General features: G+C 72.7%; 15 protein-coding genes. 7 read left to right on the top strand and 8 right to left on the bottom strand.

The features are described 5' to 3' along the window. Positions 1-9: 9 nt before the first annotated feature. Positions 10-909: a LysR family transcriptional regulator gene (locus M4D82_RS05970; RefSeq protein ID WP_249765040.1), complete on the bottom strand. Its 900-nt coding sequence runs from the start codon at positions 907-909 to the stop codon at positions 10-12. Between the two features lie 74 nt (positions 910-983). Here M4D82_RS05970 and M4D82_RS05975 point away from each other — a divergent pair, with 74 nt between their 5' ends. Next, a complete protein-coding gene (locus tag M4D82_RS05975) occupies positions 984-1946 on the top strand; it encodes a DMT family transporter (protein WP_249765041.1) in 963 nt (320 codons plus the stop codon). 33 nt (positions 1947-1979) lie between these two features. Here M4D82_RS05975 and M4D82_RS05980 read toward each other — a convergent pair whose 3' ends face one another. Next, positions 1980-3311 (bottom strand): aminotransferase class I/II-fold pyridoxal phosphate-dependent enzyme, encoded by a 1332-nt coding sequence (locus tag M4D82_RS05980; RefSeq protein ID WP_249765042.1) that lies wholly within the window; start codon positions 3309-3311, stop codon positions 1980-1982. Positions 3312-3348: 37 nt separating this feature from the next. On the opposite strand from M4D82_RS05980, the gene M4D82_RS05985 reads away from it, so the two are divergent. Next, positions 3349-4035, top strand: coding sequence for a pyridoxamine 5'-phosphate oxidase family protein (locus M4D82_RS05985; protein ID WP_249765043.1), 687 nt, complete (start codon positions 3349-3351; stop codon positions 4033-4035). Here the strand turns inward: M4D82_RS05985 and M4D82_RS05990 are convergent. Further along, positions 4017-5060: a DMT family transporter gene (locus M4D82_RS05990; protein ID WP_249765044.1), complete on the bottom strand. Its 1044-nt coding sequence runs from the start codon at positions 5058-5060 to the stop codon at positions 4017-4019. The two genes, M4D82_RS05985 and M4D82_RS05990, sit on opposite strands and share 19 nt — an antisense overlap. A gap of 163 nt (positions 5061-5223) precedes the next feature. Beyond that, entirely contained in the window at positions 5224-6180 is a 957-nt protein-coding gene (locus M4D82_RS05995; protein ID WP_249765045.1) for an EamA family transporter, read from the bottom strand. Between the two features lie 181 nt (positions 6181-6361). Between M4D82_RS05995 and M4D82_RS06000 the strand changes: the two genes are divergently transcribed. Next, positions 6362-6790 (top strand): type II toxin-antitoxin system Rv0910 family toxin, encoded by a 429-nt coding sequence (locus tag M4D82_RS06000; protein ID WP_249765046.1) that lies wholly within the window; start codon positions 6362-6364, stop codon positions 6788-6790. Between the two features lie 81 nt (positions 6791-6871). Here the strand turns inward: M4D82_RS06000 and M4D82_RS06005 are convergent, their stop codons facing one another. Further along, positions 6872-7486: a PadR family transcriptional regulator gene (locus M4D82_RS06005; RefSeq protein WP_249765047.1), complete on the bottom strand. Its 615-nt coding sequence runs from the start codon at positions 7484-7486 to the stop codon at positions 6872-6874. Positions 7487-7610: 124 nt separating this feature from the next. Between M4D82_RS06005 and M4D82_RS06010 the strand changes: the two genes are divergently transcribed. Together M4D82_RS06010 and M4D82_RS06015 are read left to right on the top strand one after the other, a co-directional pair. Then, complete coding sequence (locus M4D82_RS06010; protein ID WP_249765048.1) at positions 7611-8351, top strand: VOC family protein; 741 nt, start codon at positions 7611-7613, stop codon at positions 8349-8351. 102 nt (positions 8352-8453) lie between these two features. Further along, the gene (locus tag M4D82_RS06015) at positions 8454-9269 is read left to right on the top strand and encodes a PhzF family phenazine biosynthesis protein (RefSeq protein WP_249765049.1); all 816 of its coding nucleotides are present in this window, start codon (positions 8454-8456) and stop codon (positions 9267-9269) included. 13 nt (positions 9270-9282) lie between these two features. Here the strand turns inward: M4D82_RS06015 and M4D82_RS06020 are convergent, their stop codons facing one another. Next, a complete protein-coding gene (locus tag M4D82_RS06020; RefSeq protein WP_249765050.1) occupies positions 9283-10104 on the bottom strand; it encodes a CPBP family intramembrane glutamic endopeptidase in 822 nt (273 codons plus the stop codon). Between the two features lie 128 nt (positions 10105-10232). Continuing rightward, the gene (locus M4D82_RS06025; RefSeq protein ID WP_249765051.1) at positions 10233-11768 is read right to left on the bottom strand and encodes a glutamate-cysteine ligase family protein; all 1536 of its coding nucleotides are present in this window, start codon (positions 11766-11768) and stop codon (positions 10233-10235) included. 493 nt (positions 11769-12261) lie between these two features. Between M4D82_RS06025 and M4D82_RS06030 the strand changes: the two genes are divergently transcribed. Next, on the top strand, positions 12262-12891 hold the full coding sequence (locus tag M4D82_RS06030) for a hypothetical protein (RefSeq protein ID WP_249765052.1): 630 nt from the start codon (positions 12262-12264) through the stop codon (positions 12889-12891). 270 nt (positions 12892-13161) lie between these two features. Next, positions 13162-13350: a DUF5999 family protein gene (locus M4D82_RS06035; protein WP_007262885.1), complete on the top strand. Its 189-nt coding sequence runs from the start codon at positions 13162-13164 to the stop codon at positions 13348-13350. Positions 13351-13483: 133 nt separating this feature from the next. Here the strand turns inward: M4D82_RS06035 and gcvP are convergent, their stop codons facing one another. Then, positions 13484-16369: an aminomethyl-transferring glycine dehydrogenase gene (gene gcvP, locus M4D82_RS06040; RefSeq protein WP_249765054.1), complete on the bottom strand. Its 2886-nt coding sequence runs from the start codon at positions 16367-16369 to the stop codon at positions 13484-13486. Positions 16370-16469 lie beyond the last annotated feature (100 nt).

Here is a 16469-nt window from a genome sequence, read left to right on the forward strand (position 1 = left end):
GGGCCGCCCTCAGACCCGCGCCGCCGCCCCGCGCAGCGCCTCCACGGCGGCGCGGATCGAGGGCCGGCGGCCCGCGTCCGCCCGCCACACCACGTACACGTGGCGGCGTACGGTGTCGCACACGGGCAGCAGCCGCACGCCGGCCGGCACCGGCCCACGCCCCAGCCGGGGGGTGACGCACACCCCCAGACCGGCTTCCACGAAGGCCAGTTGGGTGTGGTGCTCCTCGGCGATGTGCGCGATGCGCGGCTCGATGCCGGTGCCGCGCAGGGTGAACACCAGCCACTCGTGGCAGAACTGGCCCTCGTTCCAGGAGATCCAGTCGTCGTCGGCGAACTCGGCCAGGGAGATCTGCGTCCGGTCGGCCAGCGGGTGATCGGCCGGCACGGCGATGTCCACGGCGTCGTCGAGGAGGTGGGCGCGGGTCAGCTCGGCGGGCACCGGCATCCGCTTGTTGTACCAGTCGATGGCCAGGGCCAGGTCCAGGTCCCCGCGCACGACCGCCGCCATGCTCTCCTCCGGCGCCCGCTCCCGCACGAGGACCCGCAGTTCGGGATGGTCGGCGCGCAGCGCGGTCAACGCGCCGGGCAGCAGGCCGCGCATGGCGGTGGGGAAGGAGCCGATCCGCAACTCCCCAACGGCGCGGCCCCGCTGGGCCTCGACGTCGGCCTGGGCGAGCTCGACCTGGGAGATGATCCGGGCGGCGTGGTCGGCCAGCAGCCGGCCCGCGTCCGTCAGCCGCACCCCGCGCCCGTTCTTGGTCAGCAGCGGCTGGCCGACCTCCCGCTCCAACTTGGCCATCTGCTGGGAGACGGCGGACGTGGTCACATGGAGGCCGCCCGCCGCGCCACTGACCGAACCGTGGCGGGCGAGGGCGTCCAGCGTGCGCAGGCGCTCCAGGTTCAACATGTAAGCGATGCTACGCCGTCACCGGCAGCAAGTCTCGCTTGTCCTACGAGGTCACGCGCAGCAGAGTGGATCACATGAGCGCCCCCGCCCCCTCCCTCCCGAAAGCCCCCGCCCCCTCTCTCCCCGACACCAGCCCCACCACCCCCACCCGCCGCCTCGACTGGCGGCTGCGCTTCGCCCTCCTCTCCGTCGTGTGGGGCTTCAGCTTCCTCCTGATCAAGGTGGGCACCGATGCGTTCGCCCCCTTCCAGGTGGCCCTCGGCCGGGTCCTCTTCGGCGCCCTGGCCCTGCTGGCGGTGCTGGCGGTACGCCGGGAGCCGCTCCCCCGGGGCCTGCGCACCTGGGGTCACCTCACGGTGGCGGCGCTCCTGCTGAACACCGCCCCGTTCTCGCTCTTCGCCTACGCCGAGCTGTCCATCCCGTCGAGCCTGGCCGGGATCTGCAACGCCACCTCCCCCCTGTGGGGGATGGCGCTCTCGCTGGTCGCCCTCTCGGAGGACCGCCCCACCCGGCGCCGCTTCGCGGGCCTCGGCATCGGCTTCCTGGGCGTCCTGACCGTCCTCGGCGCCTGGCAGGGCTTCTCCGGCATCGACGCCCGGGGCACCGCGCTCGCCCTGCTGGCCTCGCTCTGCTACCCCATCGGCTGGATCTACGTCCGCCGCACGCTGGCCGGCGCCCCCGGCTCCCCGGTGGCGCTGACCGGGGCGCAGCTCATGGTCTCGACCGTCCAGCTGGCCGTCGTCAGCGTCCTGTTCACCTCGGCGCCGGCCGCGTTCCCGCTGTGGCCCACCCTCGCCGTGGTGGCGCTCGGCGCGCTCGGCACGGGGATGGCGCTGCAGATGCAGTACGGGTTGGTGACGGAGGTCGGGCCGACCACCGCGCAGATGGTCACCTACTTCATCCCGGTGATCGCCACCACGGCGGGCGTCCTGGTCCTCGGCGAGCAGCTGCACTGGAACACGCCGGTCGGCGCGGTCATCGTCCTGGCGGGCGCGGCCCTGACGCAGTCCCGCCCGGGGCCGCGCAAGGCCGCCTGACGCGGGGATCGCGAACGGCGGGGGCCCGCCCGGTCAGTCGAAGCGTCCCCCCGCCACCGGCCGTACCGCCGCCGCGACGGCGTCGGCCAGCGGTTCCACCTCCGCCGGGGCCAGCCCCGAGATCGTGATCCGTACGCCGGACCCCGACTCCACGCGGAACCTGGCCCCGGCCGTGACCCCCCAGCCCGCCGCCAGCAGCCGCGTGACCACCGCCGTCTCGTCGCCGACGGGGATCCACACGTTCATCCCGCTCCGCCCGTGGGCCGCCACCCCGCGCGCCGCGAGCGCCGCGATCAGGCCGTCCCGGCGACGCCCGTACGCGCCCGCGACCGCCGACGCGTCCACCGCCCCGGAGCTCCACAGCTCGACGACCGCGTACTGGAGCAGCCGGCTCACCCAGCCCGGTCCCAGCCGCTGCCGGCCCCGGACCCGGTCGAGGGTCACCGCGTCCCCGGTGAGCACCGCGAGCCGCAGGTCCGGCCCGTACGCCTTGGCCGTGGAGCGGATCAGCGCCCAGTGGTGGGTGGTTCCGCCCACGGGGTGCAGCGGCAGGTCCACGATCCCGTGCCCGTGGTCGTCGTCCACCACCAGCACCCCGGGGTGCTCGGCGAGCAGCTCCCGCAGCCGCCCCGCCCGCGCGGCGCTCACGGCGGCGCCGGTCGGGTTCTGCGCGCGGGCCGTCACGATGAGGGCGCGCGCCCCGGCCGCGAGGGCGTGTGCGACCGCCTCGGGCCGGGGCCCCTCGTCGTCCACGGCGACCGGGATCGGGGTGAACCCCATGGCCGGGACCAGGTCGAGCACACTGCTCCAGCCCGGGTCCTCGACCGCCACCGCGTCCCCCGGTCGCAGGTGCGCGGCCAGTACCCGTTCGATGCCGTCCGCCGCGCCGGAGGTCACCGCGATGGCGTCGGCGCGTACGCCGTCCCGCGCGAAGCCCTCGCGGGCGAGCCGTTCGAGGTCCGCGACGACCGGGGCCTCACCGTAGAGCGGGGGCGCCTGCGCGTACCGCAGGGCGGCCGCGCGCAGCGGCCCGTCCAGCGAGGGCAGCAGGGTCAGGTCGGGATTGCCCTGGGTGAGGTCGCGCACGTCGGCCGGCACCGCCGTCCGCATGGCGTCGCGCGGTGTGGTGGCGGGCCGGGCGAGCACGCGGCTGCCGCGTCGCCCGTCGGTCCGGATGACGCCGCGCTCACGCAGGGTCCGGTACGCGGCGGCGACGGTGTTGGCGTTCACCCCCAGCTCGACGGCCAGCTCGCGCATCGGCGGCAACAGCCGGTCGGGCGGGAGCGCGCCGGAGGCGACGCCGTTCTCGATGCTCGCCGCGATGTCGGATGCGCGACGCCCTGTGATCCGATAGTCTCCTAGCACAAAGCTCATTATGCACTAATGCAATGGAGTTCGCACCGTGACCGTCACACAGACCCCCTCCGCCACCGCCCCCGCCGCGTACGAGCCGACCGACCGCACCGTCCCGACCCGCTCCCGCGACCGGGCCCGCTACGACCGCGAGACCGTGCACGCGATACTCGACCAGGCCTATGTCTGCCACCTCGGCTTCGTGCGCGACGGCGCCCCCGTGGTCCTGCCGACCCTCTTCGGCCGGGTCGGCGAGCGGCTCTACATCCACGGCTCCACCGGCTCGCGCCCGCTGCTGGCCGCCGGGAAGGCCGACCCGGGTCTGCCCGTCTGTCTGACCGTGACGCACGTCGACGGCCTGGTGCTGGCCCGCTCGGCCTTCCACCACTCGATGAACTACCGCTCGGTGGTCGTGCACGGCACCGCCTACCAGGTCACCGACGCGGAAGAGTGCCGCATGGCGCTCGACGCCCTCGTCGACCACGTGGTGCCCGGCCGCTCCGCCGACTCCCGGCCCGCGAACGCCAAGGAGTTGGCGGCCACGGCCGTGATCCGCCTGGACCTCGACGAGGTGTCCGCGAAGATCCGCACCGGCGGCCCGAACGACGACGCCGAGGACCTGGGGCTGCCCTTCTGGTCGGGCGTGATCCCGGTCGCGCCGGCGTACGGGACCCCCGTCCCGGCCGCCGACCTGACCCCCGGCGTCGCCCTGCCCGACTACCTCGCCGCGCTGTGAGGCTCGGGGGCGGCCTCGCCCCCGAGCTCCCCGAGGTCCCCGAGCCCGCCGAGCTCCCCGAGCTCCCCGGCCGCGCCGCCGCCGTCGCCCGACTCCGCGCGGCCCAACGGCCCACGGACCTCGGCCGCGATGAGCGCGCCCACCGCCGACAGCAGCAGTACGGTGCCCAGCGCCACGGCGCCGGTCAGCCGCTCCCCGAGCAGCCCGACGGCGATCACGGCCGCGCTCACCGGCTCGATCAGCATGATCACCGACACGGTCGCGGCCCGTACCGACGCCGCCCCCGTGAAGTACAACGCGTACGCCAGGGCCGTGGGCACCACGGCCACGTACACCAGCAGCCCGAGCACCCACCCCGGCTCCTCCAGGTGCGGCAGCAGCCCCTCCACCAGCGCGAGCGGCAACAGGCACACCGTACCGACCCCCGTCGACCACGCGGTGGTCACGAGCGGGTCCCCGCCCTCCCCGCGCCGCCCGAGCCACCTGGCCCGCAGCGTCATCCCCGCGTAGCCGGCGGCCGACAGCAGCGCCCAGCCGACCCCGAGCGGCCGCACCTCGGCCTCCCCGCCGCCCAGCACCAGGACGGCCAGGCCGGCCAGTGCACCGCCGACGGCGGCGACCCCGCCCCGGCCCGGGCGTTCGCGCATCCAGTACCGGCCGCCGAGCGCGATCAGTACGGGCCCCGCCCCTAGGGTGACCACGGTGGCGACCGTCAGGCCGGTCTCCCGCACGGCGCCGAAGTAGGCGGCCTGGAACAGCGTGAACAAGAGCCCGGTGCCGAGCAGCGATGGCGCCGACGGGCGGCGTACGGCAGCCGCCCGCCGCACCGCCGAGGGCCGGCGTACGGCGAGCACCGCGAGCAGCACCACCAGCCCGCCTGCGCACCGCCAGAAGGTGAGGGCGAGGGGGCCCAGACCACTGGAGGAGAAGAGGAGGGAGGCGGCCGCCCCGGCGGTGCCCCAGGCGGCCCCGGCGACGACGAGGTACAGCAGACTGCGCCCGATGGCGGGCGAATGGTTCGACACGTGTGTCTCCGCGCGTGCGTGAAGGATGAGGAGGAAGGTCATCTCTTCGCGGGCAGCGCGGACCCACCCGGGGGCTCCCCGGGCCGGGTCACTCGTGCGTGGTGCAGGCCGCCCGCGCTAGGCGGCGGGAGGGGGAAGCACGGTCGAAGGCATGGACAGCACCCTACGCCGGAGCCTTCTCGCGGTCGACTTCCGCGGGGGTCGGGGCCGGCGTCCGCTCGGGCCGCGAGGACTGGGCGATGAACGCACCGCCGAGCACCAGCGCGCCACCCAGGATCTGCGGGGCCGAGAGGTGCTCGCCGAGCAGGATCCACGCCAGCACGGTGGCGATGACCGCCTCCAGGCAGGCCACCACACCGGCCACCTGCGGGGAGAGCTTGCGCACCGAGACGACCCCGGTCAGGTACGCGAACACGGTCGCGACCAGCACCACCCAGCCGAGCAGGGCCAGGGCCGGGACGTCGACGTCGCCCAGCGGCGCGTCGCCGCCCAACACCGCCCAGTCCATCCGCCACGGCCGCGCGATCACGGTCATCACGGCGGCGCCGATGAGCATGCCGTAGGCGATCACGCCCAGCGGGTCGGGCGCGTCCTCGCCGTCCGCGCCCTGGTCGGCGAAGACGAAGTAGAAGGCCTGGCAGCAGGCGGCGCAGAGACCGAGCAGCACGCCGAGCGGGTCCAGGCTCAGCCCGGCCCAGATCTCGACCACACAGGCCAGGCCGACGACGGCCACCGCCGCACCGGCCGCCGCCGCCCTGGTGACCGGCTTGCGCTGGACGAAGCGGATCCAACCGAGCAGCAGGGCGGGGCCGAGGTACTCCAGCAGCAGGGCGACGCCGACGGGGATCCGGGACAGGGACGCGAAGTAGAACGCCTGGACGCCCGCGACGGCGACCAGCCCGAAGCCGGCGAGCAGCAGGGGTTTGCGCAGCAGCAGGCCGCGGTGACGCCAGGCCAGCGGGGAGAGCACCAGCGCCGCTCCGGCCACCCTCAACCACACGACGTGGAGCGGGTCCAAACCCGCCTCGATCAGCGGCTTCGCCGCGACACCGGAACCACCGAACGCACACGCCGAGACGAGGGCGAGGCCCAGTCCGGCATTCTTCCCTGACGCTTGCATCGGGCCATCATGACAGCACATGTCAGGAGCGTCATCGGGGTGACACCTGTTGAGACACACCCGAGATCCATCCGACGCCGACCCGGCCGCCGACCATGGATCTGACAGGCCGTCAGTCTTGAATGTTCCGGCCACCGGGGCTACGTTCCGCCGCACGTACCCGACGAGAAGGGGTGGACGCATGGCTGAAGTCACCGCGGAATCACGCATCGAGGCGCCCGCCGCGAAGCTGTGGGACCGACTGACCGACTGGGACGCGTACGGGCAGTGGAGCATGACCCACACCGACTTCCCCAAGGGCGGTCCGCAGAGCCTGGCCGTCGGCACCACCTTCTCCGAGAACATGAAGATGATGGGTTTTCCCGCCGAGGTCCTCTGGACGGTCTCGGAGCTGGAGGAGGGGCGCCTCTTCGCGATCACCGGGAAGGGCCCGATGGGCGTGGCCGTCCTGACCCGGTACACGCTGACCCCGGACGGCGCCGCCACGACGGTCCGCATCGACGGGGAGTTCACCGGCGCGGCCGTCTCCCTGATGGCGGGCAAGCTGAAGGACTCGGCGACCGCCGCGCTGAACGAGTCCCTGCGCAAGCTGGCCGCACTGGTCGCCTGAGATCCGTCGGCCCTGACGCCGACGGCGGTGCCCCGCGTGATTCCTCGCGGGGCACCGCCGTTCTTCCGTCGGCCGACCGACTCAGTGCTCGTCGGCCAGGATCAGGTAGAGCTTCTTGCGGGCGTCGTTGATCACCGCGAGCGCCTTCTCGCGCTGCTCGGGCGAGCCGGTCTTGAAGACCTGCCCGAAGGCCTCCATCAGGCCGACCCCGGCGGTGCGGATCTCGTGCATCGCCTCGAAGTCGAAGCCGCGACCGGCGTCCGCCCAGGGGGCGTCCGGACCCGATGCGGCCTCGGACCGGCCGGCGTCGGTGAGCGTGAACAGCTTCTTGCCGCCGTCGCTCTCGTTGGTGATGAGCCCCTCGTCCTCCAGCAGCTGGAGGGTCGGGTAGACGGAGCCGGGGCTGGGCTTCCAGGCCCCGCCGCTGCGCTCGCCGATCTCCTGGATCATCTCGTAGCCGTGCATCGGCCGGTCCGCGAGCAGCGCCAGGATCGAGGCGCGCACGTCGCCCCGCCGGGCCCGACCGCGCGGCCCCCCGCGTCCACCCCGCCCGCCGAAGGGGCCGCCGCCGAAGCCCGGCCCGAACGGCCCGAAGGCGGCGCGCAGCCCCCTGAACTCCTCCCGACGGTCCGGCCCGCAGTGGCCGTGACCCCGTCCGTGTTCATGTCCGTGGCCGTGCTGTCCATGTGAACGCATCACTGCGCTCCTTTCGTCATCGCTCGTCATGTGTGGTCGTCACTGTCTTGACTCCTTCACTATCGTTGACCCATCGCGATGCGTCAACGATATATCGGAACCTATTACCGATAGGATCGCCGACATGGCACTGCGACCCGCTCACGTGAACATCAAGGCTCTCGACGGCTCGGCGGTCGGCCGGTTCTGGGCGCAGGCGCTCGGCTGGAGTGCGTTTCGGCCCGGCGTGACCACCTACGTGGGACCCGGCGGCGACCTCGTCTGGCCCGACCCGGTCGTCCTCGGCCTCGGCTTCGTCCCCGTGCCGGAAGCCAAGACGGCGGCGAAGAACCGCATGCACCTGGACCTCGCCACCACCTCCGCGTCCCATCAGACGGAGTGGGTCGCGCACCTCATCGCGCTCGGCGCGACGCCCGTCGACATCGGCCAGGGCGACGTGCCGTGGACGGTCCTCGCCGACCCGGAGGGCAACGAGTTCTGCGTCCTGGAGCCCCGGGAGACCTACCGGGACACCGGGCCGATCGCCGCGGTGGTGGTCGACTGCGCGGACCCGCGGGCCATGGCCCGGTTCTGGGGCGAGGCGATCGACTGGACCGTGCACCGGGTGACCGACGACCTCGCGGTGCTCCGCTCCGCCAAGGGCGTCGGCCCGTACCTGGAGTTCGTCCGCACGCCCGACGTGAAGACCGCGCCGGACCGCGTCCACCTCGACCTACTGCCGTACCCCGGTGACGACAAGGAGGCGGAGGTCGCCCGACTGCGGACCCTCGGCGCCACCGACCTCGACCTCGGTCAGGACGACGTCCCCTGGACCTGCCTGACCGACCCGGAAGACCACGAGTTCTGCGTCCTGGCGGCGTCATGACCTACCGATTCACCTTGCGCGTCACCGTCTGAATCAGGCATCAGGCCAGTCGTCCCGGATTGGCCTTTGTTCACGATCAGGACGCCGCCCTACGGTCGCCCCATGCGCATCCGAATCGTCGACGCCTTCACCGACCGCCCGTTCCAGGGGAACCCCGCCGGGGTCCTGCTCCTCGACGCCTTTCCCGACGACGCCTGGCTCCAGCGGGTCGCGGCCGAGGTGAACCTCTCCGAGACCGCCTTCGCGCACCCGCTGCCGCCCGGCGGCGACGCCGACTGGGCCCTGCGCTGGTTCACCCCCACCGCCGAGGTGGACATGTGCGGCCACGGCACCCTCGCCACCGCCCACGTCCTGCGCGAGGCCGACCTCGCGCGGGGCACGGTCCGCTTCGCCGCGCGCTGCGGCGTCCTCATCACACGGGCCGCCGAGGACGGCACGATCACCATGGACTTCCCGACGTCCGAGCTGACCCCCATCGAGGCGCCCCCCGAGGTCGGCCGCGCCCTCGGCGCCGAGATCGTCTCTGTCCACGACACCTCGGCCCACATCGGCGACCTCCTCGTCGAGCTCGCCGACGAGGCGACCGTACGGAACCTGCGGCCCGACCACGCGGCCCTGCGCGCCCACTCACGCCGCGGCGTGATCGTCACCGCGCCCGCCGAGGATCCCGCGCGCGGCTACGACTTCGTCTCCCGCGGCTTCTTCCCGGCCGTCGGCATCGACGAGGACCCCGTCACGGGCAGCGCCCACACCGCGCTCGCCCCGTTCTGGGCGGCCCGCCTGGGCCGCACGCGGATGACGGGCCTCCAGGGCGGCGCCCGTCAGGGCCTGGTGGAGGTCGAGCCGGCCGGCGACCGTACGCTCCTGACCGGACGCGCCGTCACCGTCATCGACGGCGAACTGCTGACCGCCCCCTGAGCCGGCCGGAGGCCTACGGCGTCGGCAGCCAGCCCACCTTCCCCGCGAGCAGCGCGTACCCGGCGAACGCCACGATGTCGAGCAGCGCGTGGGCGACGACCAGCGGCCCCACCCGGCCCCAGCGCCGGTAGGCGAGGACGAAGACGGCGCCCATCACCACGTTGCCGATGAACCCGCCGATGCCCTGGTAGAGGTGGTACGAGCCGCGCAGCACCGAACTGGCGACCAGCGCGGCCGTCGGCGACCAGCCCAGCCCGTCCAGTCTGCGCAGCAGGTAGGCCAGCACGATGACCTCCTCCACCACGGAGTTCTGCACCGCGGAGAGGATCAGTACGGGGAACTTCCACCACACGTCGGGCAGCGACTCGGGCACCACCGTGAGGTTGAAGCCGCCGGCCCTGGCCGCCAGGTAGAAGGCCAGGCCGGCGCTCCCGATGCCGGCGGCGACCAGCGCGCCCCGGCCCAGGTCCCAGCCCGGCCGGGTGCGGTCGAAGCCGAGCACCCGCAGCCCCGGCGCCCCCTCCCGCGTCAGCAGGTGGGCGACCAGCAGGACGGGCACCAGCGCACTCGCGATCCCGAAGAGCTGCCACGCCAGGTCCAACCAGGGCCGGCCCGGCGCGTAGGACCCGTTCAGCGTGGCGGCCTGGTCCTTGAGACCGCCCGGCTTGGTGAGCGAGCCGATGAAGCTGATCAGCGCGGAGACCCCGCTCGCGCCCAGTGACAGGGCGAGGACGAGCAGCGTCTCGGTGCGCAGCGCGCCCCGCCGCCGCTCCTCCCGCAGCTCCACGACCACCGGCTCCGGCTCCGCCCGCACGTATGACTCCCGTCCGCTCATCCCTCTGTGACCACCCCATACTGCCCGCTCGGCGGCCGGGGAGGTGCGACGGGGCGGTACGACCGGGGCGGCGGACGGGCAGGTGCGACGGGCAGGCGCGAGGGATGCGCCCACAGGAGCCGGACCGCTCAGCGCCGGGCGGCGGCCGGAGCCTCGGCCTCCTGTTCCTCGATGCCCACCGGCCACGTGTGCACCGGGTCGCCCTTGTGCATCAGCTCGCTGTAGCGGCGGGTGGTCGCGGCCAGCGCGGCGTCCCGTTCCAGCCCGCCGGCCAGGGTCCGGTGATAGGTGTCCACCTGCCAGGTCGCCCCGTTCACCCGGCGCCGGCAGCGTTCCTCGATGATCCCGAGGTAGTGGTCCCGGTCGGCGGGTTCGATGCCCCAGGCGTCGAGTCCGGCCGCGGCCATCGGCAGCAGCTCGTCGAGCACCAGCCGGACCGCCGGTACGCTGACCAGCCCCCCGGCCCGGCCCTTGCGCGGCCAGCGCAGCCGCGCGTCGATCCCGTACCGGCAGGCCGCGTCGAAGTTGGCCTCCGCCTCCGCGAACCGCATCCGGGTCCACACCGGGCGCTGCTCGTCCGCGAGGGTGCGTACGAGGCCGTAGTAGAACGCCGCGTTGGCGACGACGTCGGCGACGGTCGGCCCGGCCGGCAGCACCCGGTTCTCCACCCGCAGGTGCGGAACCCCGTCGGCGACCCCGTAGACGGGCCGGTTCCAGCGGTAGACCGTGCCGTTGTGCAGCACCAGTTCCTGGAGGCCGGGCACCCCGCCCTCGGCGAGCACCCGCAGCGGCTCCTCCTCGTCGCAGATCGGCAGCAGCGAGGGGAACCAGCGCACGTTCTCGGCGAACAGCTCGTACGCGGAGTCCACCCACCGCTCCCCGAACCAGGTCCGCGGCCGCACCCCCTGCGCCCGCAACTCGGGCGGACGCGTGTCGGTGGCCTGGGTGAACAGCGGCGGCCGCGACTCCCGCCACAGCTCCCGCCCGAACAGGAACGGCGAGTTGGCGCCCACCGCTATCTGTACGGCCGTCACCGCCTGCGCCGCGTTCCACACGTCGGAGAACCGCGCCGGCGTGACCTGGAGGTGGAGCTGTACGGAGGTACAGGCGGCCTCCGGCACGATGGACCCGGTGCTCCAGGTGAGCCGCTCGACGCCGTCGATGTCGAGCGTGAAGTCCTCCCCGCGCATCATCAGGATCTGCTCGTTCAGCAGGGAGTAGCGGTCCACCGCCGAGAGGTTGGCCAGGGCCAGGTCCTCACGGGAGATGGTCGGCAGGATCCCGATCATCACCACGCCCGCGTCGATCTGCGCCGCCTGTCGGTGCGCGTAGTGCAGACCCGCGCTCAGTTCCTCCGCGAGCTGGTCGAATACCCGGCCGCCGAGCCGGTGCGGAAGGACGTTGACCTCCAGGTTGAACATTCCGAGTTCGGTCTGGAAATCGGGGCTCGCTATCCGCTCCAGCACCTGCGCATTCACCATGCGCGGCAAACCGTCGGAGCCGGCGAGATTCAGCTCGATCTCCAGTCCCATCATGTTCTTGGGACGATCGAACCTCTTCTCGGCCAGAAGCCGCTCCAGTCCCTCCAGGCACTCGTGAAGCTTCCTCCGATACCGTTGCCGATCGGACAGGTCGAATCCGCCTGCCACGACCTTCTCCCCCATCGAAGCGTCCCTCCTCGAGTGGCCCGGCCGTTGCACCCAGGCGCGCGTACGGTCGATGATGCCCAGGCCACGTGATCCATAACGCCGAGGCGACCGGTCCGCCGGGGAGCGCGCGCCGGCATGGCCGGATGACCGCTTCGGCACATTCACCTGGCAAGCCGCCTTCCGCAAATTCAGCGTCGCTTTTGCCGATTTCCGATAACCGGCGCTTTCCAGCCGAGCCGCCTTCCGGTAACCTTCCAGGTCAGCGCGGCTTGTTCGCGCGAAACCGGCACGAATAGCACGACAGTGGGACCGGAAGACGCCTTGTCGACAATGGCGGGGACAGCTAGCCGAAACACTGTGTGAACACGTGTCGTATAAACTCCGCAGACGAGGCAGAGAGTTGGCGCGCGGCCATTGCCCCAATGCCCACCTCTGACCCCAGAATGCGACAGCGCCGTCCCGCACCTTCCCCTGCACCACAGGTCTCCCAAGTGAGAGGCGACCCACCATGCCGCTGCATGTCCCCCCGGCACCCGCGCCCGCCCTGCGCAGCGTCCTCACGGCACTCCGTTCTCCCACCGCCGTCCACGAGGCACACACCCCGACCCTGCGCGCGGTCCAGGGCCCGACCACCGCCGAACTCCCGCTGCCGGTCCACGTGCTCGACCGGCTGGGCCTGTCGGGCGTCGGAGGCGACGGCAGGCCGCCGCGCACCCGGCTCACGGCCTGGCGGTTCCTGATCCGCAGCGGCGACCGCTTCGTGGCGGCGGCCGACACACGCCTGACCGCGGACGGCTGGACCTTCTCCCACTTCTTCGAGGGCCCCTACGTGGCGGCCACCGAACGCGCCCTGCGCCAGGCGGAGTCGCTCGCCACGAGCTACCAGCCGCGCCTGCTGTCCGTACCGGAGCTGTACATGCTGACCCTGTGGCTGCACGGGGCGGTCGGGGCCGACGCCGCCGCGGGCCTGCCCGCCGCCACCGACCTGCTGGTACCGCTGGCCCCCGCCCCGCCCGGGATCGCCCCGTACCGCCCCCACCCGGTGTCCGAGCTGCTTCCGGTACTGACCCACCGGCTGACCCCGCCGGCCCCGCCGACCCCGCCCGCCCCGCCGACCCTGGCCGCCCCGGCGGCGTGAACGCCCCCACCCATCCGGCCCATCCGGCCTAGTCCGCTCGGGTCATCAACGAACCATCCGAAATGACAGGGGAGTTGGCCTGAACCGCCCGCACGGGTGATGCGTCCTCAATCCATGAGGACAGCTGCCGGGAAATACCTGCGAAGCAGCCGTCGTGGGGGAAGACTGAGGACATCCTCCCCGCAGGTGCGGGGACGACCCAGGGGGACGGCCATGAATCACGCATCGAGCCGTAGCGAACAGACCACACCGCAGCGAAAGAACGCATCCATGTGCCAGCACCAGCCTGCCTGCCCGTCATCAGAGTCCGCCGACCGGGAGGCCGCGCGCCCGGTGGCCAACCACCCGGAACAGGGCTGGAGCCTGCTGTGCAACGGCGTCCTGCTCTTCGAGGACACCGGTGAGCTGCTGCCGGACGGCCAGATCATCGCCCCGCACCGCCCGCTCGCGGCGGCGTAGCCGATCGGACCGACCGGAAGCACCACACCACACGCAAGGGGCCGGCCCCGGAGCGCAAGCTCCGGAACCGGCCCCTTCACCATGCGGTCCCGTCAGGACGGCATCCCGTCAGAACGGCATCCCGTCAGGACGGTCAGTTGTCGTACTCGTCCAGCGGCGGGCAGGAGCACACCAGGTTGCGGTCGCCGAAGGCGCCGTCGATCCGGCGCACCGGCGGCCAGTACTTCTCGGCCGCGTTCATGCCACCGGGGAAGACCGCGTCCTCACGGCTGTACGGGTGGTTCCACTCGCCGCCGAGGGCCGCCGCCGTGTGCGGGGCGTTGGCCAGCGGGTTGTCCTCCAGCGGCCACTCGCCGCTCGCGACCCGCTCGATCTCGCCGCGGATGGCGATCATCGCGTCGCAGAAACGATCGATCTCGGCGAGGTCCTCGGACTCCGTCGGCTCGATCATCAGCGTGCCGGCGACCGGGAACGACATGGTCGGCGCGTGGAAGCCGTAGTCGATCAGGCGCTTGGCGATGTCGTCGACGCTGACGCCCGTCGCCTTCGACAGGGGGCGCAGGTCGATGATGCACTCGTGCGCGACCAGGTTCCCCGGGCCGGTGTAGAGCACCGGGTAGTGCGGCTCCAGCCGCTTGGCGATGTAGTTGGCGCCGAGCACGGCCACCTGGGTGGCGCGCTTGAGGCCCTCGCCACCCATCAGGCGGACGTACGACCAGGAGATCGGCAGGATGCCCGCCGAACCCCACGGGGCGGCCGAGATCGGACCGACGCCCGTCTCCGGGCCCGCCGTCGGCTGGAGCGGGTGGTTCGGCAGGTACGGGGCCAGGTGCGCCCGGACGCCGACCGGGCCGACGCCCGGACCGCCGCCGCCGTGCGGGATGCAGAAGGTCTTGTGCAGGTTCAGGTGCGAGACGTCGCCGCCGAAGTGACCCGGCTTGGCCAGACCCACCAGGGCGTTCAGGTTCGCGCCGTCCACGTAGACCTGGCCGCCGGCCTCGTGCACCTGCGCGCAGATGTCCGCGACGTGCTCCTCGAACACACCGTGCGTCGACGGGTAGGTGATCATCAGCACGGCGAGCTCGTCGCGGTACTGCTCGATCTTGGCGCGCAGGTCGTCCGCGTCCACCTCGCCGTCGTCGGCCGTCTTGACGACGACGACCTTCATGCCTGCCATCACGGCGCTCGCGGCGTTGGTGCCGTGCGCGGAGGACGGGATGAGGCAGACGGTGCGCTGCTCGTCACCGTTGGCCCGGTGGTAGGCGCGGACGGCCAGCAGACCGGCCAGCTCGCCCTGGGAGCCGGCGTTCGGCTGGATGGAGACCTTGTCGTAGCCGGTGACCTCGCAGAGACGTTCCTCCAGCTCGGTGATGAGCGTGAGGTACCCCTCGGCCTGCTCGACCGGGGCGAACGGGTGCACCTGACCGAACTCGGGCCAGGTGACCGGCTCCATCTCGGTGGTCGCGTTGAGCTTCATGGTGCAGGAGCCCAGCGGGATCATGCCGCGGTCCAGCGCGTAGTCCTTGTCCGCGAGCCTGCGCAGGTAGCGCAGCATCGCGGTCTCGCTGCGGTGCTGGTGGAAGACCGGGTGCCCCAGGTACGCGTCCGAGCGCAGCAGGCCCTCGGGCAGCGTGTCGGCGACCGACGCGTCCAGCGCCTCGATGTCGGCGGTGACGCCGAAGGCCGCCCAGACGGCCTCGACGTGGGCGCGCAGGGTGGTCTCGTCGCAGGAGACGGAGACGTGGTCGGCGTCGACGCGGAAGAGGTTGACGCCGCCCTCGCGGGCCGCGGCGACGACCTCGTCGGCCTTGCCGGGCACACGGACGGTGAGCGTGTCGAAGAACGAGCCGTGCACGACCTCGACCCCGCCCGCCGTCAGGCCCGCGGCGAGGAGGGCGGCGTAGCGGTGGGTCCGACGGGCGATCGTCCGCAGGCCGTCGGGGCCGTGGTAGACGGCGTACATGCCGGCCATGACGGCGAGCAGCACCTGGGCGGTGCAGATGTTGCTGGTGGCCTTCTCGCGGCGGATGTGCTGCTCGCGGGTCTGGAGCGCCAGGCGGTACGCCTTGTTGCCGTCCGCGTCCACGGAGACGCCGACGAGGCGGCCCGGCAGGGAGCGGGCGTGCTTGTCCTGGACGGCCATGTAACCGGCGTGCGGGCCGCCGAAGCCCATGGGCACGCCGAAGCGCTGGGTGGTGCCGACGGCGATGTCCGCGCCGAGGGAGCCGGGGGAGGCCAGCAGGGTCAGGGCGAGCAGGTCGGCGGAGACGGCGACGATCGCGCCGAGCTCGTGCGCCTGGTCGATGACCGTCTTGATCTCGCGCACCGCGCCGGAGGCGCCGGGGTACTGGATCAGGACGCCGTAGACGCCGCGCTCGGCGATCTCGGCCGGGATGCCGGCGGAGAGGTCGGCGACGACGACCTCGATGCCGATCGGCTCGGCGCGGGTCTCGATGACGGCGATGGTCTGCGGCAGGGCGTCGGCGTCGACGAGGAAGACGTTGCCCTTGGCCTTGCCGACCCGGCGGGCCAGCGTCATGGCCTCGGCGGCCGCGGTGCCCTCGTCGAGCAGGGAGGCACCGGAGGTCGGCAGACCGGTCAGGTCGGCGACGACGGTCTGGAAGTTCAGCAGCGCCTCCAGCCGGCCCTGCGAGATCTCCGGCTGGTAGGGCGTGTACGCCGTGTACCAGGCCGGGTTCTCCATGACGTTGCGCAGGATGACCGGCGGGGTGAAGGTCCCGTAGTAGCCGAGGCCGATCATGGAGGTGAGGACCTGGTTGCGGTCCGCGAGCGAGCGCAGCTCGGCGAGCACCTCGGCCTCGGTGCGCGCGTCGGGCAGGTCGAGCGCGTCGGCGGTCTTGATCACATCCGGTACCGCGGCGGCGGTGAGTTCGTCCAGGGAGCCGTAGCCCACGTGGGCGAGCATCTTTGCCTGCGCCTCGGCGTCCGGGCCGATGTGACGCTGCTCGAAGGGGATGCCTCGCTCCAGCTGAGAGAGCGGAATGCGGTTGGCGGTCATGACGGAGGCCTCCTGGTCGTATGACCTGCGAGGGGCACCACGGCGCGGGCACCCGGACGGCCTCCCCCTCTGTCATCTCAACCTGAGAGCTTCGCCGGGT

The organism is Streptomyces sp. RerS4 (assembly GCF_023515955.1).
Lineage (GTDB): Bacteria > Actinomycetota > Actinomycetes > Streptomycetales > Streptomycetaceae > Streptomyces.